Origin of the sequence: Methylorubrum rhodesianum (assembly GCF_014199985.1) — a bacterium.
In the GTDB taxonomy this organism is placed as follows: Bacteria; Pseudomonadota; Alphaproteobacteria; order Rhizobiales; family Beijerinckiaceae; genus Methylobacterium; species Methylobacterium rhodesianum.
The window spans coordinates 160,979-185,865 of record NZ_JACHOS010000008.1 but is presented as its reverse complement, the minus strand read 5'-3'; the positions used below and the strand labels follow the sequence as shown (position 1 = coordinate 185,865).

Annotated in this window: 22 protein-coding genes; 10 read left to right on the top strand and 12 right to left on the bottom strand. The window is 71.3% G+C overall.

Annotation, left to right across the window (positions count from 1 at the left end; all coding sequences use genetic code 11):
* The first annotated feature begins 5 nt into the window (after positions 1-5).
* The gene (locus tag HNR01_RS13660; RefSeq protein WP_183668073.1) at positions 6-950 is read left to right on the top strand and encodes a glycosyltransferase family 2 protein; all 945 of its coding nucleotides are present in this window, start codon (positions 6-8) and stop codon (positions 948-950) included.
* 184 nt (positions 951-1,134) lie between these two features.
* On the opposite strand, the gene HNR01_RS13655 is transcribed toward HNR01_RS13660, so the two are convergent.
* A complete protein-coding gene (locus HNR01_RS13655) occupies positions 1,135-2,241 on the bottom strand; it encodes a DUF2125 domain-containing protein (protein WP_183668072.1) in 1,107 nt (368 codons plus the stop codon).
* 169 nt (positions 2,242-2,410) lie between these two features.
* Positions 2,411-2,851 (bottom strand): hypothetical protein, encoded by a 441-nt coding sequence (locus HNR01_RS13650; protein ID WP_246417503.1) that lies wholly within the window; start codon positions 2,849-2,851, stop codon positions 2,411-2,413.
* 339 nt (positions 2,852-3,190) lie between these two features.
* On the opposite strand from HNR01_RS13650, the gene lptE reads away from it, so the two are divergent.
* Together lptE and holA are read left to right on the top strand one after the other, a co-directional pair.
* Complete coding sequence (lptE, locus tag HNR01_RS13645; RefSeq protein ID WP_017485119.1) at positions 3,191-3,745, top strand: LPS assembly lipoprotein LptE; 555 nt, start codon at positions 3,191-3,193, stop codon at positions 3,743-3,745.
* Positions 3,746-3,755: 10 nt separating this feature from the next.
* A complete protein-coding gene (holA, locus tag HNR01_RS13640; RefSeq protein ID WP_183668071.1) occupies positions 3,756-4,787 on the top strand; it encodes a DNA polymerase III subunit delta in 1,032 nt (343 codons plus the stop codon).
* Positions 4,788-4,930: 143 nt separating this feature from the next.
* On the opposite strand, the gene HNR01_RS13635 is transcribed toward holA, so the two are convergent.
* From HNR01_RS13635 to HNR01_RS13605, 7 genes are all read right to left on the bottom strand, one after another.
* On the bottom strand, positions 4,931-5,827 hold the full coding sequence (locus HNR01_RS13635; RefSeq protein WP_017485121.1) for a ParB/RepB/Spo0J family partition protein: 897 nt from the start codon (positions 5,825-5,827) through the stop codon (positions 4,931-4,933).
* Between the two features lie 114 nt (positions 5,828-5,941).
* On the bottom strand, positions 5,942-6,802 hold the full coding sequence (locus HNR01_RS13630) for a ParA family protein (protein WP_153874947.1): 861 nt from the start codon (positions 6,800-6,802) through the stop codon (positions 5,942-5,944).
* On the bottom strand, positions 6,799-7,434 hold the full coding sequence (gene rsmG, locus HNR01_RS13625) for a 16S rRNA (guanine(527)-N(7))-methyltransferase RsmG (RefSeq protein ID WP_183668070.1): 636 nt from the start codon (positions 7,432-7,434) through the stop codon (positions 6,799-6,801). The genes HNR01_RS13630 and rsmG overlap by 4 nt, the downstream gene beginning before the upstream one ends.
* A gap of 149 nt (positions 7,435-7,583) precedes the next feature.
* Positions 7,584-9,458: a tRNA uridine-5-carboxymethylaminomethyl(34) synthesis enzyme MnmG gene (mnmG, locus tag HNR01_RS13620; protein ID WP_183668069.1), complete on the bottom strand. Its 1,875-nt coding sequence runs from the start codon at positions 9,456-9,458 to the stop codon at positions 7,584-7,586.
* A 139-nt stretch (positions 9,459-9,597) separates the two neighbouring features.
* The gene (gene mnmE, locus HNR01_RS13615) at positions 9,598-10,932 is read right to left on the bottom strand and encodes a tRNA uridine-5-carboxymethylaminomethyl(34) synthesis GTPase MnmE (protein WP_183668068.1); all 1,335 of its coding nucleotides are present in this window, start codon (positions 10,930-10,932) and stop codon (positions 9,598-9,600) included.
* Positions 10,933-11,019: 87 nt separating this feature from the next.
* Positions 11,020-13,659: a leucine--tRNA ligase gene (gene leuS / locus HNR01_RS13610; RefSeq protein WP_183668067.1), complete on the bottom strand. Its 2,640-nt coding sequence runs from the start codon at positions 13,657-13,659 to the stop codon at positions 11,020-11,022.
* A gap of 122 nt (positions 13,660-13,781) precedes the next feature.
* Positions 13,782-14,849, bottom strand: coding sequence for a DUF1963 domain-containing protein (locus HNR01_RS13605; RefSeq protein ID WP_246417502.1), 1,068 nt, complete (start codon positions 14,847-14,849; stop codon positions 13,782-13,784).
* Between the two features lie 111 nt (positions 14,850-14,960).
* On the opposite strand from HNR01_RS13605, the gene HNR01_RS13600 reads away from it, so the two are divergent.
* Positions 14,961-15,725, top strand: coding sequence for a YggS family pyridoxal phosphate-dependent enzyme (locus tag HNR01_RS13600; protein WP_183668065.1), 765 nt, complete (start codon positions 14,961-14,963; stop codon positions 15,723-15,725).
* Between the two features lie 33 nt (positions 15,726-15,758).
* Here HNR01_RS13600 and HNR01_RS13595 read toward each other — a convergent pair whose 3' ends face one another.
* Complete coding sequence (locus HNR01_RS13595; protein ID WP_183668064.1) at positions 15,759-16,346, bottom strand: L,D-transpeptidase family protein; 588 nt, start codon at positions 16,344-16,346, stop codon at positions 15,759-15,761.
* A gap of 300 nt (positions 16,347-16,646) precedes the next feature.
* Between HNR01_RS13595 and HNR01_RS13590 the strand changes: the two genes are divergently transcribed.
* From HNR01_RS13590 to HNR01_RS13570, 5 genes are all read left to right on the top strand, one after another.
* The gene (locus tag HNR01_RS13590; protein ID WP_017485130.1) at positions 16,647-17,333 is read left to right on the top strand and encodes a response regulator transcription factor; all 687 of its coding nucleotides are present in this window, start codon (positions 16,647-16,649) and stop codon (positions 17,331-17,333) included.
* A 234-nt stretch (positions 17,334-17,567) separates the two neighbouring features.
* Positions 17,568-18,035, top strand: coding sequence for a Crp/Fnr family transcriptional regulator (locus HNR01_RS13585; protein ID WP_183668063.1), 468 nt, complete (start codon positions 17,568-17,570; stop codon positions 18,033-18,035).
* A 161-nt stretch (positions 18,036-18,196) separates the two neighbouring features.
* Complete coding sequence (gene dapD / locus HNR01_RS13580; protein ID WP_017485132.1) at positions 18,197-19,039, top strand: 2,3,4,5-tetrahydropyridine-2,6-dicarboxylate N-succinyltransferase; 843 nt, start codon at positions 18,197-18,199, stop codon at positions 19,037-19,039.
* The gene (locus HNR01_RS13575) at positions 19,039-19,917 is read left to right on the top strand and encodes an alpha/beta fold hydrolase (RefSeq protein WP_017485133.1); all 879 of its coding nucleotides are present in this window, start codon (positions 19,039-19,041) and stop codon (positions 19,915-19,917) included. The genes dapD and HNR01_RS13575 overlap by 1 nt, the downstream gene beginning before the upstream one ends.
* Before the next feature lie 204 nt (positions 19,918-20,121).
* Positions 20,122-21,000, top strand: a complete 879-nt coding sequence (locus tag HNR01_RS13570; RefSeq protein WP_017485134.1) for an acid phosphatase — start codon at positions 20,122-20,124, stop codon at positions 20,998-21,000.
* A 115-nt stretch (positions 21,001-21,115) separates the two neighbouring features.
* On the opposite strand, the gene HNR01_RS13565 is transcribed toward HNR01_RS13570, so the two are convergent.
* Both HNR01_RS13565 and HNR01_RS13560 read right to left on the bottom strand, forming a co-directional pair.
* On the bottom strand, positions 21,116-22,405 hold the full coding sequence (locus HNR01_RS13565) for a thermonuclease family protein (RefSeq protein ID WP_183668062.1): 1,290 nt from the start codon (positions 22,403-22,405) through the stop codon (positions 21,116-21,118).
* Positions 22,406-22,519: 114 nt separating this feature from the next.
* Positions 22,520-23,326 (bottom strand): hypothetical protein, encoded by an 807-nt coding sequence (locus HNR01_RS13560; protein WP_183668061.1) that lies wholly within the window; start codon positions 23,324-23,326, stop codon positions 22,520-22,522.
* A 618-nt stretch (positions 23,327-23,944) separates the two neighbouring features.
* On the opposite strand from HNR01_RS13560, the gene HNR01_RS13555 reads away from it, so the two are divergent.
* The gene (locus tag HNR01_RS13555) at positions 23,945-24,874 is read left to right on the top strand and encodes a lipid kinase (RefSeq protein ID WP_183668060.1); all 930 of its coding nucleotides are present in this window, start codon (positions 23,945-23,947) and stop codon (positions 24,872-24,874) included.
* The last annotated feature ends 13 nt before the right edge of the window (positions 24,875-24,887 follow it).

Below are 24,887 nucleotides of genomic sequence, written 5' to 3'. Positions count from 1 at the left end.
CCGAGATGCGGACATTCGCCATCGTTGCCGTCGTCGAGGGCGCGGCGCCCGACCTGTTCGAGTGGCTCGCCTTCCACCGGGCGGTCGGCGTGCGCCACTTCGTGATCTACGATAACGGCCTCGACAGCGAGGCCGCCGCGCTCCTGAGGGCGCACGAGACGATCGGCGTCACCACCCTGCCCTGCCCGACGCGTATCGACCTCGCGCCGCGCTTCGCCGCCTATAACCATTTCCTCGCCTCGCGGGCGCGGCTGTTCCGCTTCGCCGCCTTTCTCGGGCTCGACGAGTTCCTGGTGCCGGCGCCCGGCCGCTCGATCCAGGACTGGATCGCCCGCATCCCGCCGCATGCCGGCGCGGTGGTGGTCAATCGGCGGGTCTTCGATACATCGGAGCCGGTCGGGACGTCCGCAGGGCTCGTGCTGCGCCGATTCCCCCGCGCCCTCGCGGATCCGGAGCGCGAGGAAAATCGCCGCGTCACGGCAATCTATCGGCAGGGCGCCGTCGCTGCGATCACCGACGGGAATCTGGCGCCCCTGGTGCAGGGCGAGCGGCTGATGAGCGATTTCAGCCCCGCGGAGCCGGACCCGCGCCGGCCCGACGCCGTTCTCGGCGTGCGGCAGGGCGAGATCCGGCTCAACCACTATCCCCTCCCCGCCCCGCCGGTCTCCGCGAAAGGGCAGGGCACGGAGGCCGAGCCGTGCTTCCGGACGCAGAGCTGGATCGGGCCGACCCTTGAGGAGATGCGCCACCTCCTGGCCCACCTGGAAGGCGTCGCGCCGGCCGAGTCCCTGCGGCTGCGGGCGCGGGCCGCCGCCGTGCCGGAACTGGCGCGGCCCGTCGCGCCGCGGGAGCATCGTCTCTGGCGGCTGCGCCACCTGCACCGGCCGCGCGTCGAGGCCGCCGGACGCTTCGTCCAGCGCAAGCTCTTCGGGGCGCCGCGCCCCTGGTAGGTGGGAGCCGATCCGAAGTTCCGACCGATCTGGGATAGGCCCGAAAGGGCGGGATCGCTTCGTTGACGCCGCGGGCGGTGCGAGGCTCTCGCCCCATGGCGCACCGCCTCTCGCGACAGCCGGCGGCCCTTGTCGATGAGGCTCCGATGGCGCACGCAGAGCGCCGCTGGCTTGAAACCGGGCCTCAGTACAGGGCCGGCAGCACCACGTTCGGCACGGGGAGCGGGCCGAGCATCAGGCGCCCGTCGTTGAGGCGGAGCGTCGGCAAGGGCTTGAGGCCGTTGGGATTGCCCGCCGCCTGCGCCTCACCGGAGGCATCCTCGCGCTTGCGCAGGCCGCCGAGGAACTGGCCGACGAGGTTGCCGATCAGCGCGCCCTTGTCCGAGCCGAAGCGCTGCCCCATCACTTGCCCGACCAGGGCTTCGAGCCCGATCGCGCGGATATCGAAGCGTCCTTCGGGGCGGTGCGCCTCGTCGAGGCCGACTTCGCCCTTGGCCTGGAGGCGGCGCTCGCCCTTGGCAATCGACAGCCGGGTCACGTCGAGGCGGCCGTCGGCCTGGCGCCACTTCTCCAATTCCCGCGCCACGGTGCCGGTGCGAAGCACCGTCGCCCGCTCGATGGTCGTGTCGAGGTCGATATCGGCGGGGTCGCTGCTGCCGGCGAGCGCGTCGAGGCGCGGAACGGCGGCCTTGGCGAGACGCAGGCTGACATCGACGGCGCCGTCACTCTCGAAGCGGCCGGGCGTCGGCCGGGCGTGGAGTTCGAGGTGCTGGGCGGCGAAATCCACCGGGCCCGGATCGGGCGATTGGACCGTGCCCTGCGGAGCGTCGACGACGAGGGAGGCGCGGCTGAAGCCGTTCGAGGCGGCGTGGAAGCTCGCTTCCAGGGACTTCCAGGTCACGTCGCCGGTCAGGTCGCCCTGCTCGACATGGAAGGGGCCGGCGACCTCGAGCACGACGTGGCGCGGATCGTAGACCTGCACTACGGCGGTGGTCGGCCCGAGGGTGAAGCTGCCGTCGGAGCGGGCGAAGCGCACGGAGGCGCAGCGCAGCTCGAGGCGGAAGGGAAAACCGGTGATCGAGCGGTCGGCGCAGGTCCACTGGCGGCCGGCCTGGGCCTCGCGGGCGAGCCAGGCATCCATCTCGCTCTCGGCCTTGCCGCGGATGAAGAACCAGGCGGTGGTCCAGGCGACGGCGACGGTGGCGAGCAGGATGTAGGGAAGAAACAGGCCGATCCGCCTGCGCCGCCGCGGCAGCGGTCCGCCAGGGATCGGTTCGGGTGTCTGCACCATCGGCCTCGTTCCTGCGCGGTCCGGCAGGACCGGCCGGACGCCCCGTGTTTGGAGAGAGGGGCGACGCAAGGCAAGTGCCCGCCCTGGCCCGGCCATCACGGGCCTGAGAGCGGCGAGACTTGAAGACGCGACCTGAGAGGTGAGCCGGCGAGGCGGCCCGTAAGGGACGTCAGGCGCTCGCCTGTTCCCCATCGACGGCGAGGTCGGCCACGACGGCGCGCCGCTTCTCCTCGCCTTCGGCGAGGCGGTGGACGTGCATCTCCGTCGCGCCCTGCTGGCGGGCGCGGGCGAGCCAGTTTCGGTGCAGGCGCTCGCGCGGTCCCTTGCCGGACGCGGCGATCGAGACGGCCTGGGCGATGCCGGCATCGTCGCGCCGCACGGCGATCACCACCGCCTCGTCGACCTCGGCGAAGTCGGGCTCGGCCAGTTCGTGGACGCCGACGACGTAGCGGCGGCCCGAACGCCCGCGCCACGCGCTCAAGGCAGGGGCGGCACCCCGTAGGCCCGCCATGGTTCGGAGACGCTCCTCGCGCACGTCCGCTCTCCGGGATCGGTCGTCCTTCAGATCGCGGAGCGCGACCGACCAGGACAGGGCTCGTTTGTTCGCCATTTGTTCTGTTCTACGACGCTCGTCCGATCGCCGTCAAGGCGTTGGTTCGGAACAGGTTCAGGGGTCAGATCAAGGTGGGGATCGCTCCCCGGTTCCACAAGCGACGGGCATCCGCCTTCGCTCGCCCTCCTCTCGGCATTCGGGACGTCCCGATGCGACGTCCCGAATCGGACAACCGATCATCGTCTCGCCGCACAGCATTCGTAAAGCACGGGTCTGGCAGGGTGACCGGGCGCGGTGCCTGCCGTACAAGCGGAGCCGTGTGCCGGTCCGGTTTTCGAAGACTGCGGTCTCTGGCGGATCGGCGTAACGCGGCGGTGAACAGCCTTGAGGCGGGTGATGGGCGTGGCGACGAAGGGGCTGGGGGTTCGAATCGCGCGGCTCGCGCTCGCCGCCGGCCTCGCGCTGAATCTCGGTGCCTGCTTCCGTCCGCTCTATGGGCCGACGGCTTCGGGCGAGTCGATGCAGGGGCTGCTCGCCGCGATCCAAGTCGACGACGTGAACATGGCCCAGGATCAGGAACGCCTCGGGCACTACCTGCGCAGCGAGCTGATCTTCGATCTCGACGGTTCCGGCCAGCCCGCCGTGCCGAAGCGCTACCGCCTGAAGATGCAGGGGTCCGAGCAGGTGCAGACGCCGATCGTCTCCTCGACCACCGCGCGGGCGGAGGCTGGTACCATCGTCGGTACCGTGAAGTTTTCTCTGGAGAGCTTGGACGGGCGCCGCATCCTCACCGAGGGCGTCGCGACCGGCACCGCGACCTACGACCGATCGATCCAGCGCTTCGCCTCGCTGCGTGCCGCCCGCGACGCCGAGATCCGCCTCGCCAAGCTGCTGGCCGAACAGATCAAGACTCGGATCGCCTCCGTCCTCGCCGTCAAGCCGAACCCCTGACGGACGCGGCATGACGGCGGTCAAGGCCGGTGACGTCGAGGGGCTGGTCCGGCGCGGCCCCGATCCGCGCATCGCGGTGACCCTGGTCTACGGGCCCGATACCGGTCTCGTCGCCGACCGCGCGGCGCGGCTGGTTCGGGGCATGGTGGCGGACCCCGACGATCCCTTCGCCTTGATCAAAATCGACGGCGATACCCTGGCCTCCGATCCGGGGCGGCTCGTGGACGAGGCCGGCACCGTCGGCCTGTTCGGCGGCAGCCGCACGATCTGGGTACGCTCCGGCAGCCGCAACTACGCGCCGGCGGTCGATGCCGTGCTGAAGGCGCTGACCGAGGGGGCTCGGATCGTCGTGGAGGCGGGAGACCTCGCCCGTTCCGCCCCCCTGCGCACCCTCTGCGAGGGCTCGCCCAGGGCGCTCGCCCTGCCCTGCTACCCCGACGACGAGCGCACGCTCGCCGACCTGATCGAGCGCACGCTGCAGGAGGACGGCCTGCGCATCGACCGCGATGCCCGCGATCTCCTGGCGGGCAGCCTCGGCAGCGACCGCCGAGCCAGCCTGTCGGAGATCGGCAAGCTCGCTCTCTATGCCCGCGGACAGGACCGTATCGGCGTGGACGACGTCGAGGCGATCGTCAGCGATGTCGGCGCGAGCGTGCTCAACGCACTGATCGACGCGGCCTTCGCCGGCCGTGCGGGTGAGGCCGAGCGCGAGTACCGCCGCTTCCGCCACGAGGGCATGGATCCCTCGGCCATGCTCGGCGCCGGATTGCGGCACGCGCTCACCCTGCTCTCCCTGCGCCTCGACAATCCGCGCGGCAGCGCGAGCCAGCTCGTCGCCAACTGGCGCGGCCTGCACTTCCGACGCAAGGCGCTGGCCGAGACCCAACTAGCCCGCTGGTCGGCACCAGGCCTGCAACAGGCGGTGGCTTGGCTCCAGGACGCGGTGCTCGCCTGCCGCCGCTCCGAGCCGGAGCTCGCCCACGCCCAGGCGCAGGGCGTGTTCCTGCGCATCGCCGTCGAGGCGGCGCGGCGGCGCGGCTGACGGATCGCTGTTCAGGCTTCGCGCGAGCGGTTTTCGCCCGGAGCGGGCTCGTGACGATGTCGCGCAAAGCCCGCTTTCGGATCACGGCGCGCGCGTGGTGAGGCCGCCACCGGCCTCGCCACAGCGACGGTTGCGTGCGTCCTTCAAGCGCCGCCGAGCTTGCGGCAGAGCGCGTCGCGCTCCTCGGCGCTGGCGTAGCGGATGCGGATCTCGCCCTCCCCGCTCGCCTTGGCCTTCACCGCCACGCGGTAGCCCAGCGCCCGCCCCAACACGTCCTCCAGGGAGCGCAGGGCGGCGTCCCCCTCGGCGGAGCGGCGCGGCCGGCCCGGGCGCGGCGCGTCGTCCTGCGGCGCCTCGGCTGCGGCCAGCGCCTCGACCTCGCGGACCGACAGCCCCTCGGCCACGATGCGGCGCGCCACCGCCTCCGGGTCGCGCACGGAGAGCAGCGCCCGGGCGTGGCCGGCGGTGATCTCGCTGGCGATCACCCGGTCCTGGATCGTCGGAGGAAGCTGGAGCAGGCGCAGCGTGTTGGCGAGGTGGCTACGGCTCTTGCCGAGCAGGTCGGCCAGTTCGGCCTGGGTGTACTTGAACTCGCCCATCAGCCGCTCGTAGCCCGCCGCCTCCTCGATGGCGTTCAGGTCGGTGCGTTGGACGTTCTCGAGGATGGCGTATTCGAGCGAGGTGCGGTCGTCGATCTCGACCACCACCACCGGCACCTCGTTGAGGCCGGCCCGCTGGGCCGCGCGCCAGCGCCGTTCGCCGGCGACGATCTCGAACGTGCCGGGCACGCCCGGAAGCGCGCGCACGACGATCGGCTGGATCACGCCGCGCTGGCGGATCGAGGCGGCCAGCTCGTCGAGTTCCGGTTCCGAGAAGCGGCGGCGCGGATTGCGGGGATTCGGGCGCAGGAACTCGACCGCAACCTTGCGTTGCGGGTGGCCGGCGCTGCGGGTCGCCTCCTCCGGCGCGTCGTCGGAAAAGTCGCCGATCAGCGCCGCGAGGCCGCGTCCGAGCCGCGGCCGCGCCGTATCATCCGCCATTGCCACGATCCAAACTCCAAACTCTTGAATGACGAAGAGCGCCGCACAAACCGCCCGGTCACGGAGCGCGTCCCTTCCGGTCGCACCGGCGCGTTGGGCGTTGTGCGAGGGACACTAAGCGGCGGCCGCGGGCGGGGGCGCCCGCCCCTCCCGCTGGATCACTTCCGAGGCGAGCCGCAGATAGGCCTGCGAGCCGGCGCATTTGAGGTCGTAGAGCAGAACCGGTTTGCCGTGCGAGGGCGCCTCCGAGACGCGCACGTTGCGCGGGATCATGGTCTCGTAGACCTTGTCGCCCATGAAGCCGCGCACGTCGGCAACGACCTGCGTCGAGAGGTTGTTGCGCGGGTCGTACATGGTGAGCACGACACCCTGGATCTGGAGCTTGGGGTTCAGTGCCCCGCGTACCTGCTCGACGGTGCGCAGCAACTGGCTCAGGCCCTCAAGCGCGAAGAACTCGCATTGCAGCGGCACCATCACCGCATCGGCGGCGGCAAGCGCGTTGATGGTGAGCAGGTTGAGCGAGGGGGGGCAGTCGATCAGCACGTAGCTGATGGGCTCGATACCCGCCGGGGTCGTGAGCTCGCGCAGGATGTTGCGCAGGCGATGGGCCCGATCCTGGGCGCTCGCCAGCTCGAGCTCGAGGCCGAGCAGGTCCATGGTCGACGGGGCGACGGAGAGCCGCGGCACCGCCGTCGGCGTGATCGCATCCGCCAGCGGCGCCTCGCCCGCCATGACGTGATAGGTCGAGACCTTGCGGCGGCGGCGGTCGATGCCGAGACCCGTGGAGGCGTTGCCCTGCGGGTCGAGGTCGATCACCAGCACCTGTTCGCCGATGGCGGCCAGGGCCGTGCCGAGATTGATCGCCGTGGTCGTCTTGCCGACGCCACCCTTCTGGTTGGCGAGCGCGAGCACCCGGAGCGGTTTGGCTTGCGCCGGAGCAGCCTGGGCCGGTGAGGCCATGGATAAGTCGGTCATGGGTCCACGCGGGAAAGCGACGTGACGCGCACGATCCGTGCCTGCGAGTCGGTGCGGCTCGGAATCAGGTCGCGGGTGAATGTCCACGCATCCTCGGCCTCGGTCAATTCCGCGGCTGCATCACGTCCCTTCGGAAAAAGCCCGATGGTGCCGCTTGTCAACAAAGGTTCGGTCCATGCCAGGAGTTGCGAGAGCGGAGCCAGGGCGCGGGCGCAGACGATTTCGATACCACTCAGTGTGCCGACGACGGCTTCGATGCGCGCGTTGTGGACGGTGACGGGCGCACCGGTGAGGCGGGCCGTCTCCGAGAGGAAGGCGCATTTGCGCGCATTGCTCTCGACGAGGCTGACATGAAAATCCGTTTTTCCCCTCCCGGCGATGGCGAGGATGAGCCCAGGGATGCCGGCACCCGAACCGAGGTCGAGCCAGCGCTTGGCCTCCGGTGCGAGGGTGAGCAATTGGAGGGCGTCGGCGACGTGGCGCTGCCAGACCTCGGCTAAGGTGGCTGGGCCGACGAGATTCTTGACGGTTTGCCAGCGCGTGAGCTGCGCAACGTAAAGGTCGAGAGCCTCGGCTGTTTCACGTGAAACATTGTGCTCGTCGAGCACGCGACGACGCAAATCAGTGCTCATGCGCGGCGTCGGTCCGAAAATTGTCGGCGGTGACTTACAATTTCCAAGGGTTCACTCCCCCTTAGCCCGGCAACCCAACAGCGCGCGCGACAGGCCGTTGAAGCCATGGCCGGTCAGATCAAGGTCTTGGAATAAAATCCTCATGGCCCTCAAGTCGTCGCTTGGGTCCGGCTACGCCGCGCGTGGGCTGCGAGCAGCGTCAAGGCCGCCGGGGTGACGCCCTCAATGCGGGCCGCCTGGCCGAGGGTGATCGGACGCACGCTGTCGAGCTTGATCCGCATCTCGTTGGAGAGGCCGGGAATCGCGCCGTAATCGAGGGAGGCCGGCAGGCGCACCGCCTCGTCGCGACGGAAGGCGGAGATGTCGGTCTGCTGCCGGTCGAGATAGACGGCGTAGGTCGCATCCGTCCGCAGCCGCTCGGCGACCCGTGGCGGCACCCGCGCCAGCTCCGGCCAGACCGCCGCGAGCCGATCCCAGCCGATCTCCGGATAGGACAGAAGCTGGAAGGCGCTGCGGCGCAACCCGTCGCGGTTGAGAGAGAGGCCGTGGAGCGCGGCCTCGTTCGGAGTGAGGCTCAGGGCGTCGAGCCGTGCGCGCGTCGCGGCGAGCGCGGCCTGCGAGGCTGCGAAATGCGCGGCGCGGGCGGAGCCGACGCAGCCGAGGGCCATGCCGCGCGCGGTCAGACGCTCGTCCGCATTGTCCACGCGCAGGCTCAGGCGGTATTCCGAGCGCGAGGTGAACATGCGGTAGGGCTCGCTCACCCCATGGGTGACGAGGTCGTCGATCATCACGCCGAGATAGGATTCGGCCCGGTCGAAGATCGCGAGATCCGAGCCGCCAGCCAGCCGGGCCGCGTTGAGGCCGGCCACCAGCCCCTGCCCCGCCGCCTCCTCGTAGCCGGTGGTGCCGTTGATCTGGCCCGCCAGGAACAGCCCGGGCAGGCGCTTGGTCTGGAGCGTCGCGTCGAGTTCGCGCGGATCGACGTAATCGTACTCGATGGCGTAGCCCGGCCGCAGGATGCGGGCCCGCTCCAGGCCCGGAATGGCGGCGATGATGCCGGCTTGGACCATTTCGGGAAGCGCCGTCGAGATTCCGTTCGGATAGACCGTCGGATCGTCGAGCCCTTCCGGTTCGAGGAAAATCTGGTGGCCCTCGCGATCGCCGAAACGCACCACCTTGTCCTCGATTGAGGGGCAGTAGCGGGGGCCGCGGCTACTGATGCCGCCGGAATACATCGGCGAGCGGTGGAGGTTGGCCCGGATCAGGTCGTGGACCGCTTGCGTGGTGCGCGTGATGCCGCAGGCGATCTGCGGCGTCGTGATCCGCTCGGTCAGGGTCGAGAACGGCACGGGCTCGGCGTCGGCGTGCTGCATCTCCAGCGCGCCCCAGTCGATGGTGCGTCCGTCGAGGCGGGGCGGTGTGCCGGTCTTCAGGCGGCCGAGGCGAAAGCCGTGCCGGTCGAGCGTCCGCGCCAGCCCGAGGGCTGGCTCTTCATCGACACGGCCGGCGGGGATCTGACGCTCGCCGATATGGATCAGCCCGCGCAGGAAGGTGCCCGTCGTGATGACCACCGCCGCGGCGTCGAGGCGCCGCCCATCCGTGAGCACCGCGCCCGCGACGCGGCCCGCCTCGACGATCAGATCGTCGGCCTCGCCCTCGATCACGGTCAGGCCGGGCGTCTCGGCCACCGCCGACTGCATGGCACGGGCGTAGAGCGCCCGGTCGGCCTGGGTGCGGGGGCCGCGCACGGCCGGCCCCTTCCGGCGGTTGAGCAGGCGGAACTGGATGCCGGCGGCATCGGCGACGCGGCCCATCAGCCCGTCCAGTGCATCCACCTCGCGCACGAGATGGCCCTTGCCGAGACCGCCGATGGCGGGGTTGCAGGACATCGCGCCGATGGTCGCGGCCCGGTGCGTGACCAGTGCCGTGCGGGCGCCGACACGGGCGGCCGCAGCCGCAGCTTCGACGCCGGCATGGCCGCCGCCGACGACGATGACGTCGTAGCTGGAAGAGTGTTCGTGCATGCCTCGTGCTTATGCGCGCGCCGTGGAGGAGGTCAACGCGGAGTGGTCCGGTCGCACCCCTCGCCACGGTTCCAGACCGCCGGGGGCCGGCGGGCCGCGGTGCTCGGATGGCGGCGACCGAACGCGCGACGTGTCGATGCTATTTGCCGATGCAGAAGCCGGCGAACAGGCGGTCCAGCATCTCCTCGACCCCGACATGGCCGCCGACCTCGCCCAGCGCCCGGACGGCAAGCCGCAGATCCTCCGTGATCAGTTCCGGCGGGAAGCCGGCGGGTGCGGCGGCGACGCGGTTGAGGTGAGCGGCTGCCCGGGACAGCGCGTCCCGATGGCGCTCGCGGGTGACGAGGGCGTCGCCCCGGCCGAGAGAGGCCGCGGCCGCGTCCTGAACGGCGTCGAGCAGCGCGTCCAGGCCCGCGCCCGTGACCGCCGAAACGGTGAGACCGCCCTCCGCTGCCGCTCCGGTCGCGAGATCGCTCTTGGTGCGAACGAGAAGAGCGGGGATATCCGAGAGGCCCTCCGTGACGGCCTCGCCGTCCGGCGGAACGAGGTGGAGCACGAGGTCGGCGCTTCGGATGTGGCGATGCGTCCGCCTCACGCCCTCCGCCTCGATCGCGTCCTCCGTCTCGCGCAGGCCCGCGGTGTCGACCAGCACCACCGGCAGCCCACCGAGATCGCAGCGCACCTCGATGGCGTCGCGGGTCGTGCCCGGAATGTCCGAGACGATGGCGGCCTCGCGCCCGCTCAGGCGGTTGAGCAGGGTGGATTTCCCGGCATTGGGAGCGCCGGCCAGCACGACGCAGAAGCCCTCGCGCAGCCGCTCGCCCCGGCGCCCATCGGCGAGAGCGCCGCGAATCGCATCGCGCAGGGCGGCGGCGCGGCCGGACAGGGCGGCGTCGAGGCCGTCCTCGTCCACGTCGCCCTCGTCGGCGAAATCGAGGGCGGCCTCTGCGCCGGCGAGGAGTTCGATGCCGGTCTCGCGCCACGCGGCGACTTGGCGGCCGAGGGCCCCGTCGAGCTGGCGCAGAGCTTGGACGCGCTGCGCCTCGGTCTCCGCGTCGATGAGATCGGCGATGCCTTCCGCTTCGGTGAGATCGATGCGCCCGTTGAGGAAGGCGCGGCGACTGAAGGCCCCGGCCTCGGCCGGCCGGCAGCCCGGCACGCGAGCGAGGGCCCGCAGCACCGCGGTCCGCACCGCGAGGCCGCCGTGGAGGTGGAATTCGGCCATGTCCTCGCCGGTCGCGGTGGCGGGACCGGGGAGCCACGCGACGAGCGCCTGATCGAGCGTGTCCCCGGATTCGGGATCGCGCAGGCGGCGCAGGGAGAGCCGGCGCGGCTCCGGGCGTCCGCCGGCCAGGAGATCGAGGGCGCACCCCGAAGCCGGCCCGCTGATGCGCACCACCGCCACCGCCGCGCGGCCGGAGCCGCTCGCCGGGGCGAAGATGGTGTCGTCGCGGGCGGGGAGGGCGTCGGTCATGGCCTTTCGCTCACTCGGCCAGCCGCCCTCCCCGGAGAGAGACCGGCGGTCTGGCCCGCTCGGCAGGATCGCTTCGGGCGAGCCGGGTCACACAACCAGATTCACGATCCGCCCCGGCACCACGATGACCTTCTTCGGAATGCGGCCTTCGAGGGCGCGCTGCACCGGCTCCAGCGCCAGCGTCGCCGCCTCGACGGCCTTGGCGTCGGCATCGCGCGGCACGGTGACGTCCGCCCGCTTCTTGCCGTTGATCTGCACCGGCAGGGTGATTTCGTCCTCGACCAGCAAGGCCTGATCGGCCACCGGCCAGGACGCCTCGGCGACCAGCCCCTCCCCGCTCAGCACATGCCAGCATTCCTCGGCCAGATGCGGCATCATCGGCGCGATGAGCTGGACGAGGATGCGCGCGGCCTCCCCCGTTGCCCCCTTGGACGCGCCGCCGCGCAGGCCCTCGTCGAGGGCGTTGGCCAGCGTGTAGATGTGGGCGACGCAGCGGTTGAAGCGCAGGCGCTCGATGTCCTCGCCGACGGCCGCGAGGGCCTTGTGGGCGGCCTTGCGCAGGGCGATGTCGCCGGGGCCTTCGGATCCGTTCGCGCCCGCCGCGCCGTGGACGAGGCGCCAGACGCGCTGCACGAAGCGGGCGGCGCCCTGCACGCCCTCCTCGGTCCAGATCACGTCGCGCTCCGGCGGCGAGTCGGACAGCATGAACCAGCGGGCGGTGTCGGCGCCGTAGCTCGCGATGATGTCGTCGGGATCGACGACGTTCTTCTTCGACTTCGACATCTTCTCGGTCGGGCCGACCTCGATCGGCGCGCCGGTTTTCACGTGAAATGCCTTGCGCTCTCCGCCCTCGGTCTCGAATCGGATCTCGGCCGGCGGCACCCAGGCGCCCGCCGGGTCCTTGTAGGTCTCGTGGACGACCATCCCTTGGGTGAACAGGCCGGCGAACGGCTCCGAGACGCCCGACCAGCCGGTCTCCCGCATCGCTCGCATGAAGAAGCGCGAGTAGAGCAGGTGCAGGATCGCGTGCTCGACGCCGCCGATATACTGATCGACGGCGAGCCAGTGATCGACGGTCCTGCGGTCGGTCGGAGCATCGGCGAGCCAGGGCGCTGTGAAGCGGGCGTAGTACCAGGACGAATCGACGAAGGTGTCCATGGTATCGGTCTCGCGGCGCGCGGGCTCACCGCAGCGCGGGCACGGCACCTTGCGCCACGCATGGTCCCGCTCCAGCGGATTGCCGGGTTGGTCGAACGAGACCTCGTCGGGCAGCTTCACCGGCAGATCCGACACCGGCACGGGCACCGGGCCGCAGGCCTCGCAGTGGATGATCGGGATCGGGCAGCCCCAGTAGCGCTGGCGCGAGACGCCCCAGTCGCGCAGGCGGAACTGCACCTTTCGACGCGCCACCGGTCCGCCGTTCAGGGTCTCACCCTCCAGCCGGTCCGCAACGGTGCTGAACGCCTCGTCGGTGGTCATGCCGTCGAGGAAGCGCGAATGGATCATCCGCCCGTCGCCGTCATAGGCGGTGTCGGTGATGACGAAGGTCTCCGGATCCTGCCCCTCGGGGCAGACCACCGGCGTGTTGCCGAGCCCGTATTTGTTCGAGAAATCGAGGTCGCGCTGGTCGTGCGCCGGACAGCCGAACACGGCGCCGGTGCCGTACTCCATCAGCACGAAATTCGCGACGTAGACCGGCAGCTCCCAGGCGGGGTCGAGCGGGTGGCGCACGGTGAGACCGGTGTCGAAACCGAGCTTGTCCGCCGTATCGATCGCCTCCTGCGCCGTGCCGATGCGGCGGCACTCCTCGGCGAAGGCCTGCAGCTCCGCCGCCCGCGGGCCGGATTCGGCCAGGGCCTTGGCGAGCGGATGGTCGACCGAGATCGCCAGGAACCGGGCGCCGAACAGCGTGTCGGGGCGCGTCGTATAGACCGTCAGCTCCTGCGTGCCGGCGAACGGCGCGGCCAGCGCGAAGCGCACCTCCAGCCCTTCCGAGCGTCCGATCCAGTTGCGCTGCATCAGCCTGACCTTTTCCGGCCAGCGCTCCAGCCCGTCGAGGGCGTCGTGCAGATCCTGCGCGAAATCGGTGATCTTGAAGAACCACTGGGTCAGCTCGCGCTGCTCCACCAGCGCACCCGAGCGCCAGCCGCGCCCGTCGATCACCTGCTCGTTGGCGAGCACGGTGTGATCGACCGGATCCCAGTTCACCTTCGCCGTACGGCGCGTCACGAGTCCCTTGGCCAGGAAGTCGAGGAACATGCGCTGCTGGTGCTTGTAGTAGTCGGGGTCGCAGGTCGCGATCTCCCGGCTCCAATCCAGCGACAGGCCCATGCTCTGGAGCTGCCCGCGCATGGTCGCGATATTGGCGTAGGTCCAGTCCCGCGGGTTGACCTTGCGCTCCATCGCCGCGTTCTCGGCGGGCAGGCCGAACGCGTCCCAGCCCATCGGGTGCAGCACGTTGTGGCCCTTGGCCCGCTTGTAGCGCGCCACGACGTCGCCCATGGCGTAGTTGCGCACGTGGCCGATATGGATGCGCCCCGACGGGTAGGGGAACATCTCGAGCACGTAGTATTTCGGGCGCGGGTCGTCGTTCCTCGTCTCGAACAGCTTGGCCGCGTCCCAGGCCTGCTGCCAGCGCGGCTCGGCATCCTTCGCGTTGTAGCGCTCCTGGTGACGCTCTTGAGGGCGCTCTTGCGCGGCCGGAGAGGAATGTGCGGGATCGGTCATCGTGGGCGCCGGGATCAGCGTAAGGGGCGGGCCGCGCGAGGCAGACTCGGGGGCCGGAGCCCGGCACGTAGCATATCCGTGCGGTCAAGGGTCAACGATCGAGGGGCAGCGCTGAGGGCAGTTCAGGTCTGCTGATAGACCGCGACCACCCGATCGAAGCGGCGATCCGCGAGATCGGCGGCGCGGATCAGGAAATAGACGGTCCCCTCCCCGTTCTCCTGAAGGAAGTCGCCGACATCGATCTGCAGGAGCAGGCGCCAGGAGCGCGCACCCGCCTCGATCTCGGGCCTGCGCGCCGTCCACGCCTCCCGGCTGAGATGCTGCACGCCGAAACGGCTGACGACCTCCGCCTCGAAACGGGGGTCGCTCTGCTCGGGTAGCGGCGAGCCGAGGAACTGGTGGCGCCGGCCCGGATTGGCCGCGCCGTGATAGCAGTCGAAGGCCCGCGAAAAGAGCGCCTGATAGCTGTCGCGAAAGCGGTTCGCGCCGTTCGAATGCCGGCCCAGGGCAGTCTTGAGAGCCGGCCGCGCTTCCATTTCCAGGCTCTCGATTGCCGGCGGGCGCAGGATGACATGCAGGCTCATCGGCCGGGCCGGGCCGCCGTAGGGCGTGCCGGAATCCGGCTTCGGCAGGGGCAGCTTGAACTCCCGATTGACCCTCGCGATCTCCGCCCGGTGTTCCTCGGCCGCCGCGGCGAGGTCGGGCGGCAGGGCCTGAGCGGCGAGCCCCTCGCGCGGGCTCTCGTCCCAGATGACGCGGGCGGATTCGGATCCGTTGTCCCAGGGGCCGGCCGAGAGATCGTAGAAGAACAGCAGCCGGCCGTGCCCCGGAAGGGCGTCGGCGAGAGTGCCCTGCCCTCTCGTCCGTTCTCGCGCCTCGCCGAGATCGACCTGCGCGAAGAAGGCGTAGGGCAGTTCCTTGCGGAGGTGCCGCCGCATCTCCTCCCCGGCCTCGGCGTTCCCGCGCGCGGCGATCGCCTCGATGTCGGCGGGCTTGGCGCGGCGCGGCCATGCAAGGCCCGGCGGAAGATCGGGCGTCCCGCCGATCCGCGTGCCGCCGAGGCCGGCCCCGCCGTTCGGCCGAGGCCGGAACGCCAGCGCCGGCATCAGCGCCTCGACGACCATCTCGACCTGCGGGCGCGAAAAGTCCTGCGCGAGCTGAGTCTGGGCGTCGGCGGGCGTATCGAACATCGGGCCGGGCATCTCCGTTGGTCTCGGGAGATGCCAGCATATCGCGGGCGGGGGTGATGGAAAGGCGCCGCCGCCCTTGAAGTCGCGGCGGTGCCGCCGCAAGGAGGGCCCATGACCGATCAGAGCCAGACCCCCGATCAGAGCCAGACCCCGGATCAGCCCCTGGACATCGAGCCCCTCGACACCAAGCCGCCGGTCGGCGAGGCCGACGTCGCCGCGGGCCTCGCGGAGGTGCGCGCCAGCATCCGCCGGGCGGCCGAGGACAGCGAGCGCGATCCCGACAGCGTACACCTCGTCGCCGTCTCGAAGACCGTGCCGGCCGAGGGCATCCTGCCGGCCCTGGAGGCGGGGCAGCGGCTGTTCGGCGAGAACTACGTGCAGGAATCACGGGCCAAATGGCCCGCCCTTCGGAAGCGCTATCCGGACGTCGAACTGCACCTCGTCGGCCCGCTCCAATCGAACAAGGCGCGTGAGGCGGTCGAGCTGTTCGACGTGATCCACTCCCTCGATCGTCTCTCCCTCGCCGCGGCGTTGGCCAAGGAGATCGACCGGAGCGGCCGGGCGCCCAAGCTCCTGATTCAGGTCAATACCGGGGACGAGGCGCAGAAGGCGGGCGTCGCCCCCGATCAGGTCGATGTCCTGCTCTCGGAGTGCCGCGAGACCCACGGCCTGGCGATCCACGGCCTGATGTGCATTCCCCCGGCCGAGGATCCGCCCTCCCCCCACTTCGGCCTGCTCGCCCGCCTGGCCGAGCGCCACGGCCTGCCGATCCTGTCGATGGGCATGAGCGCCGACTTTCCGGCCGCGATCCAGATGGGCGCGACCCATGTCCGCGTCGGCACCGCCATCTTCGGGCGACGGGCAAAGCGGGACTGAGCCTGTCCGGTCGCTCGGTCGGTCAGCGGCCCGTCATCGCCCGATCATCATCCGCGTCCCGGGTCCGAGGCGGCGAAGCAGGCGCAGCAGATCGGCGGGCTTCAGGGCGACGCATCCCTCCGTCGGCCGGTAGCCGCTGCGGGCGATGTGCAGGAAGATCGCCGAGCCCCGGCCGGGGCGGATCGGCCCGCGGTTGTAGTCGAGATCGATCACGAGATCGTAGAGAGCGTCGTCGCGCCAGAGCCGTTCGGCGCTGGCCGCCGTGCTCGGGAGCCGGATCGGCCGGTTGTAGCGGCGGTCCTGCGGCGCGTCGCACCAGCCGTCGTCGCGCCGCGTCGCCCGGAGGGGCAGCGGACTGACCGGCCGGACGGGGAAACGGTCGGGCCGGTAGAAGCCGCCGCGCAGGCGAAACACGCCCCGCGGCGAGGCGCCGTCGCCTTCGCGCTTGCGGCTCGTGATGCCGGAGCGCCCGAGGGCGCAGGGGATCACGCTTCCGCCCGCGATCAGCGTGCCGCGGGTCGCGTCGCCGGGCAGGGGGCGCACCCGCAGCACTCCAAGGGCGCCGGCTCTCCCCGTCCCTGCCGTGCCGCCGTTCCGCTTCACAACTTGAGGGCGTCGCATTGCCGGTTCGTCCCAACCTGTCTCGAAGTTTGCCTGCACTTCGCCTGATCTGACGTCGTGTTGCGGCAGAGAATGGTGGAACATGGCGAAAATTCTGCATAAGCGCGCAATCCGGATTTCCCGGCGCGTAAAACGAACTAGGTTGATCGCCAGGCGGGGCTGTGCGGGTTCCGTCCGCGGCCAGCCATCGGGCGAAATGCCTCTTCGGATCAGCGTGCCGCCATGAAATTGTCTTGGCCGCCTGCCTGATCGTTCCGCGAAGCCCAGGTGGCCGAAAGCCTGTCGAGAGCCGCTGCGTCGATGTCCAACCCTTATTGCCTCCTCGTCTGCGACGACGACGACGCCCTGCGTGAGGCACTGACGGAGCAGATCGACGCCTATGAGGAATTCTCCGTCATCGGCGAACCGACCGCGACCGGGGCGCTCAACCGCGTCGCGCAGGAGCCGGTCGATCTCGTCGTGATGGATGTCGCCCTCCCCGACATGGACGGGCGCGAGGCGGTGCGGACCCTGCGCCGCAACGGCTACCGCGGCCCGATCATCATGCTGACGGCGCAGGAATCCGACGACGATATGGTCGAGGGCCTGGAGGCGGGCGCCAACGACTACGTGGTCAAGCCGTTCAAGTTCGCCGTGCTGCTCGCCCGCATCCGGGTGCAGTTGCGCCAGCACGAGGCGAGCGAGGACGCGGTGTTCCGCATCGGCCCCTACACCTTCCGGCCCGGGGCCAAGCTGCTGGTCGGCGAGCGCGGCTCCAAGCTGAAGCTGACCGAGAAGGAGACGGCGATCCTGCGCTACCTCTACCGGGCCGGCCGCGAGGTGGTGGGGCGCGACACGCTGCTCGCCGAGGTGTGGGGCTACAACGCCCACGTCACCACCCACACCCTGGAGACGCATATCTACCGGCTGCGCCAGAAGATCGAGCCGAACCCGGCGGTCGCGGCCATCCTCGTCACGGAAGGCGGCGGCTACAAGCTGCTGCCCTGATTCGACGGCGCCACGCGTCGGCTTCGGACCGAGGGCTCCGGGACCGGGCCTTCGCCCGCTATCCACCCTTGCTCACAGCCCGCGCCCGGACGGCGTATCGCGCCGTCCTCGCATCGGCTAAGCTTGCGCCCGAGCCGTCGGGCTTCGTTTCGACAGTATTCGAAAGTGCTTGCCTGCGCCCGGGTCGAAGGCGATGCAGGGGCGTAGCGTATCGCGGCCGAGGGGCGGACAGGCTTGGGGCTCGACGACGACATCGCGATCCTCGCCGCAGCGCCCGTGTTCGAGCTGTTCGGGCGCGATGCCCTGCGCCTGCTGTCCTTCGCCGGTGAGCGGCGTCTTCTGGCGGAGGGCGAGCTGTTGTTCGCCCGCGGCGAGCCCTCCGACGGCGGCTACGTCGTCATGTCCGGCTCCATCGCGCTGACTCCGACACGGCACGACGCACCGCCGGTCACGGTGTCCCGCTCCGGCGTGATCGGACGCAATGCCCTGTTTCGGCAGGTCGCGCGGCCGGCCGATGCCCGCGCGCGGGAGGCCTCGGAGGTGATGCGCGTGACGCCCTCGCTGATGAGCCGCGTCCTGCGCGAGTTTCCCGAGGCGGCGGCGGCGATCCATGACGGCATGGCCGAGGAACTGTTGAGCCTCGTGCGGGGCCTGTCCGGCGTGCGGGAGCGGCTCGTCGGCCTCGCGCCACGCAAACGGTGACAGGACCGGACGGCTTTTGTAAGCACGACCACCTTTGGTTCCGTCGCGAGACGCCGACCCGATCCGATCGAGCCGGCGCCTCCAGGTCCTTGTGTAACGTGCCTTCTCTCGACGAGCCGGTCGCCACTTCGTCGGAAGGCACTCAAGTCCGGAAAGTCCCGATGTCACACGCCGATCTCGAAAAGACCATCGAAGCCGCCTGGGAGGAGCGCGCGGGCATCTCGACCGCGACCACCGGCGCCGTGCGCGAGGCGGTGGACGAGGCGCTGAACCTGCTCGATTCCGGTCGGGCCCGCGTCGCCGAGAAGGCGGGCGACACCTGGCAGGTGAACCAGTGGCTGAAGAAGGCGGTTCTGCTCTCCTTCCGCCTCAACGACATGGTACCGATCGAGGGCGGCCCCGGCTCCTCGGCGTGGTGGGACAAGGTGCCCTCGAAGTTCTCCGGTTGGGGCGAGTCCGAGTTCCGCGCCGCGGGCTTCCGCGCCGTGCCGGGCTGCTTCGTGCGCCGCGGCTCCTACATCGCGCCCGGCGCGGTGCTGATGCCGAGCTTCATCAATCTCGGCGCCCATGTCGGCGAGGGCACCATGGTCGACACCTGGGTGACGATCGGCTCCTGCGCCCAGGTCGGCAAGAACTGCCACATCTCGGGCGGTGCCGGCATCGCCGGCGTGCTGGAGCCGCTCCAGGCCAACCCGGTCATCATCGAGGATAACTGCTTCGTCGGCGCCCGCGCCGAGGTCGCCGAGGGCGTGATCATCGGCGAGGGCTCGGTCCTGTCGATGGGCGTCTATATCGGCGCCTCGACCCGCATCATCGACCGCACCACCGGTGAGACCTTCTTCGGGCGCGTGCCGCCCTACTCGGTGGTGGTGTCGGGCACGACCCCCGGCAAGCCGCTGCCCGACGGCACCCCCGGCCCCGGCCTGTACTGCGCCGTGATCGTTAAGCGCGTCGATGCCGGCACCCGCGCCAAGACCGGCATCAACGAACTGCTGCGGACCTGATGACACCGGCCAGCTCCTCGGTCGCGACCCGGACCCTCGACCTCACGGTCGCGGGGCACCGGGTCGCGACGCCCTGCGCCGAGATCGGGGAGGGGGCGCCGGCCCTGCTCCTGCCCGCCCTCTCCTCGATCTCGGCCCGCGAGGAGATGCTGCCGCTGGCCCGCGAACTCGGCGGGACCCACCGCTGCCTCGTGCCCGACTGGCCGGGCTTCGGCGCCCATCCCCGCGCGCGGCTGCCGCTGAACCCGGCCAACCTGCATGCCTTCCTCGATGCGCTGCTCGAGGCCGCGCCCGGCCCCTACGCGCTCGCCGTCGCGGCGGGTCATGCCGCCCCCTATCTCGTGGCCGCCGCGCGCCGCCATCCCGGCGCCTTCGCGCGGCTCGTGCTCGTGGCGCCGACCTGGCGCGGGCCGCTGCCGACCGCCCTGGGGCCGGAGCGCGCCGCGTGGTTCGGCCGGATCCGCCGGGCGGTCGAGATGCCGCTCCTCGGCGAGGCGCTCTACCGGATCAACATCAGCCCGCCGGTCATCGGGCGGATGATGCGCGCCCATGTCTATGCCGAGGCGACCCATGTCACGCCCGCCGTCGTCGCCGCCAAGCACCGCATCACCCGGCAGAGCCGGGGACGCTTCGGCACGGCGGCCTTCGTGACGGGCGGCCTCGATCCGGCGGCCTCGCGCGAGGACTTCCTCGCCCTGTTCGGCCACGGCCTGCCGCCGGTGCAGGTGCTGCGCCCCGACCAGGCGCCGCGTCGCTCCGGCGCCGAGATGGACGCGCTGATCGCCACCGGCCGCGTCGTGGCCGCCCCCGTGCCGGGCGCGCTGAGTGCCCACGAGGAGTTTCCAGGCGCCGTCGCCGACGCGATCCGGGCCGTCTGATCCGATCGCGGGGAGGGCACGGTGCCGGTGCGCCGACATCGAGCGAACCGAGCGAATCAACGTCGTATGACAGGGGGATCGGACTGTGATGCGTCTGTCGTACCTCGCTCCTAGACAGGGCCGAGGCATCGGTTCGAGACTGATGCCCAGTCCCCCCTCCGCCGTCCCGATCCTTGGCTGCGGCGCCTGAAAGCTGCCACTCCGATGTCTCGCCCGACCCATGCGCCGGTGCGCCTCGCCGCCCTGCTGACGCTGATTCTCGCGACCGGACCGTTCCAGGCCCTACCCGCCCGTTCCCAGCCCTCGGGGGCGTCGAGCCCGGCGGCCGCCGCGCCGTCGCTGGAGAAGGACAAGCTCACGTCCGCCGCCCCGAAGGGCTATCTCAGCGACGAGGCAACACCCAATCTCGTGGCGATCCTGCCGCCGCCGCCGGCCGGGCACTCGGCGGGGGAGGCGGCGGACCGGGCGGTCTACAATGCCACGCGAGCGTACCAGGGCAGCCCGCGCTGGGCCCTCGCCACCAACGACGTCGCCGATGGCGGTGCCGCGCTTCTGGAGGACTATGCCTGCGTGCTCGGCCAGCGCATCGACCAGACCCGCGTGCCCGACCTGATGCGCCTCCTCGACCGGGCCCGCATCGACGTCGCGCGCGCCACCCGCGTGGCCAAGCGGCGCTACCGCCGCCTGCGCCCCTTCGTCGGCAACGAGGCGCCGATCTGCGTCGCTCGCACGCCCGAGCTCGCCGACAGCTTCAGCTACCCCTCCGGCCATGCCGGGCAGGGCTGGGCCTACGGGATGATCATGGCGAGCCTGATGCCGGAGAAGGCGACGCAGTTCCTGGTGCGCAGCCGGCTCTATGGTGAGAGCCGGGTGGTGTGCGGCGTCCACTGGCTCAGCGACGTGGAGGCCGCCCGCACCGGCGCCTCGGCGCTGATGTCGGTGCTGCAGGCCGATCCCGGCTTCCGCGCCGATCTGGAGCGCGCCCGGGCCGACCTGAAGCGCGCCCTGGAGGGAGAGGGGACGAGGCCCGACCCCGTCATCTGCGCCCGCGAGGACGCCGCCGCGCGCCAGCCGCTGCTCTGACACGTGGTCCGGTTCGATCGAGCGGACCAGACGATCGGCCGGTTCCCGCGCTGCCCACCCCGCGGCATCGACGGGGTTCGACTGGACAGGACGGGCTCGGCCGTTGCCCGGCGTCTCAGCGTTTCCAGACGCCGAGCCGTTCGGTGCGGGCGTGATCCTCGGCCGCGGCGAGATCCGGCGTCGCCTCGGACGAGGCGCGGCCGCCACCGTTGAACAGCACCACTTCGGAGAGGTCGCGACCCTCGACGGTGCAGATATAGGCGCTGCTGCCGGGGGCGGGCTGGCAGGTCACCGAGCGCTTGCGCAGGTACTTGCTCAACTCGTCGGCTTGACCGCCGCGGACCCACTCGACGCCGAACAGGCGCACGACCTTCCCGCCCACCCGCAGCGTCGCCGTATCGATCACCTCCGGCACGCCGACGAGGGCGTTGGCCGCCTTGCGCGGCTCCGGCTCCGGCGGACGCTCGGTCTCCGCGGGTGGCATCTCCGTGGAGGCGTCGGGGGCCGGCTCCTCGCCCGGCGCGCGCTCCGAGGTCGGCGGCGATCCCGCCGGCGCCGTCTGCGGCGCCTGCGTTTCGGCGCGCTGCTGAGCGGGGCGTTCTGCATCCCCCGTCTCGCGCCCGCTCAGCGAGAGCGCGGCGACGAGGCCGGCGCCGGCCAGGGCGCCGAGCGCGATCAGCGCGACCGGGCGGCGGCTGCGGGCCGCCAGCGCGTCCTCCGCCCGGTCGCGCAGCCGCATCGCGGTCTGCCGGGGCTGGACCCCGCCCGCCACGCGCCGCCAACTCTCCTCGACGCGGGCGCGCGCCTCGGCCAAGCGCTCCGCGGCGTTCGGGGCCGAATCGGTCGAATCGAGGGTGGCTTCGACCGGGGCGGGTCTCGGCCGAGCCTTCAGGCGCTCGGCGAGCCGGCTGCGCCAGCCCTCGACGGTCTCGGTCGCGGCGCTGGCGAGCGCCCGGCTGCGCTCGGCCGAACTGTTCGCCAGCGAGCGCGCCAGCGCCGACTGCGTCTCCACGAAGCGGGCACCCGCGGCCCGCACGTCGGCGATGGTGTCGCGGGGCGGCTCCGGTTCCGGCTCGGGGGCAGGGGGGAGGAACAGCGGGGCGTGCTGCGCGCGAAGCTCCTCGACGAGGTCGTGCAGGGTCAGCGGCACGCCGGTTCCGTCCTCGCCCCGCAGGCGCACCGCGCCGGTCCGGTCGACGATCCGGTAGCCGGGCACGCCGTCGGCGGGCTCGACGAAGCCCTCGGCGATCAGAGCCAGCGTGCGGCGCGCCACCGGCCGCGCCCCGCGCCGGTCGAGTTCGGCCAGGATCAGCGCGCGGATGCGGCGATCGTCCTCGGAGACCGGCGCCTCGGGAGGTGCCGTCTCGTCCTTGCTCCGGCCAGCGGCCTTTGCCGATCCCTTCACGCGCGCGATGCCCTGTTCTCGATCGTTCCGGAACGCCGCCCGGCGGCGCCCGTCCCCTGCTACTACAGCATGGACCGGCCCGAGTATCCGGTCGATGCGGCGGCGTATCCGGCGTCAGGCCCCGGCGCGGCTCAGGACGCGGCTCGATTCCGACACGATGACCGGCGCGCCGCCGGCGAAGCTCACCGTCAGCGTGAGTTCGGCGACCCCCTGCGAGCGCGCCCCGCGGGACGGGCTCAGCGCGGTGAAATCGTGAACGACGCGCACTTGGCAGGTCGCGCTCTGCCCGTCGCAGGCGACCCGCGGCTCCCCTTGCGGCTCGTAGCGCCGCTCGGGCCAGCGCCGGGCGAAGCGCTGCTTCTCGGCGAGCAGTGCGCTGAGCGACATCATGCGTCCATGGAAGCGGACCGGGCCGCCGTAGAAGCGAGGCGCGGAGGCCAGCATCGCGCCGTTGGGCGCGGATACGCTGTCGAGATAGTCGAGGCTGAGCCGACGCGCGGTGACGGCCCAGTCCCCGAAGCGCGGATCCGGCTCGCTCCGGACCATCCGGGCGGGCGGCGGGGCAGGGCGCTCCAGAGCGCGCTCGGTCCGGGCCGTGCGGGTGTGCTCCTGCTCGCGCGCCCGTTCGCGGATGGCGGCCCGACGGGCACGGCGCATCTCGGCCGCGCGGGTTCGGTCGTGGCGGCGCGTCTCTCTCCGGGCCGGAGGGGAGGCGGCTTCCCGATGCGCGCGGGCCCGTGCCTCCGGCTCCGCCTCGAAGCGGGGGCCCGGCTTGGCCGCGGGCTTCGCCCGCTCGCTCGCGGCCGGGGCGGGTTCGGATTTCGCCGGTGGATCGACCCAGTTCGAACCCGACTGAGCCAGGGCGGTTCCGGTGGCGCAGGCCGAGGAGAGGAGAAGGGTCAGGAGCAGGACGGGGCGCATGACGGGACCGATCGGGCGAGCAGGCCTGAAGGTGCCTCACGAAGCGCCCGGCGACCGTCGGCTCACACCTCGGACGGATGACGGCGGCGGGCATTCCGCGGGAGGCGGTCGGTGGGACGGAACGCATGAACGCGCCGCGACGGTTCCACGCTTTCCGCCACCGATGGCGTACCTAACCGAGTCCGGCCCCGTTTGCGACAGCTGGCGCGCCGGAGCGCCCGTTACCCCCGCTGTCCCTCCCCGCCGCGCTCCGGAAGCGGCCCGATCGCCGCGCAGCCCTGTCCGTCCCCGGGTATGTCCTGTTGCGCCTCCTGCTCCTTGGCTCCGTCCTCCTCTTGCCAACCTTCGGGCTCTTGCCAACCCGCGGGAACTCCCCACCTTGAGCGTGGCAGTCCCGGCTCATCCTGCCCTCGGGGCGGAACGGACGAGCGCTCCCGGCGGGCGCCTCCAGCGGGATTGCCGAAGACGGGTCCGGGCCCCTCTGACGGTCGAGGCGTCGATCGTGATGTCGGATCCCTGTTGACGCTGGCGCGAACGCGGCGCGGAAGCGTGCGAGGATAGGCTTTTGCCGGCCATGGTGGTCTCCCTGCTCCGTCCGATCATCACCGGAGCGGCCGCTTGAGCGCGAACGCGAAACCGAGGGGACGCCGCGCGCTCCTCCTCGTGAACAGCAAGGCCCGCAGCGGATCCGGGCCGCTGGACGCGATCCGAACGGTTCTGCGCGAGGGCGGGCTCGACCTCATCGAGCCCGAAGGCAGCACCGATTGCAAGGAAGTGATCGAGCGCCATGCCGGCGCGGTCGATCTCGTGATCCTCGGCGGCGGCGACGGCACCATGAATGCGGCGGCGCCCGCTCTGGTCGAGACCAAGCTGCCCTTCGGCATTCTGCCGCTCGGCACCGCCAACGATCTCGCCCGCTCCCTCGGCCTGCCCCTCGATCCGGAGGCCGCCGCGCGGATCATCCCGAGCGCGCCGGAAAAGGCGATCGATCTCGGCTGGGTCAACGGGCACTACTATTTCAACGTGGCCAGCGTCGGCTTCTCGGCCGATCTCGCCAGCGAACTGACGGCGAATGCCAAGAAGACCTGGGGGACGGTGGGCTACGCCATCGCCGCCATCCGCCTGCTGCGCCGCGCCCGCCCTTTCACGGTGACGATCGAGCATGACGGCCGCACCGAGAAGGTGACGACGATCCAGGCCTCGGTCGGCAACGGGCGCCATTACGGCGGCGGGATGACGGTGCAGGAGGACGCCACCGTCGATGACGGAAGGCTCGACTTCTACAGCCTGGAGGTCGCCCATTGGTGGCGGCTGATCGCGCTGCTGCCGGCCCTGCGCCGGGGCACCCACGGCAAGGCCGCGGATGTGCGCGCCTTCGAGACCACCGAGCTGGTGTTGACCACCCGCAAGCCCCGCGCCGTCAACACCGACGGCGAACTCACCACCTGGACGCCGGCCCATTTCAAGGTCGTGCCGAAGGCGGTGCGCGTGCTCGCGCCGCCAGACGCCGCACCGGGCGCCACGAGCCGCTTTCCCCTTCCCTTCTGAACCGACGAACGAC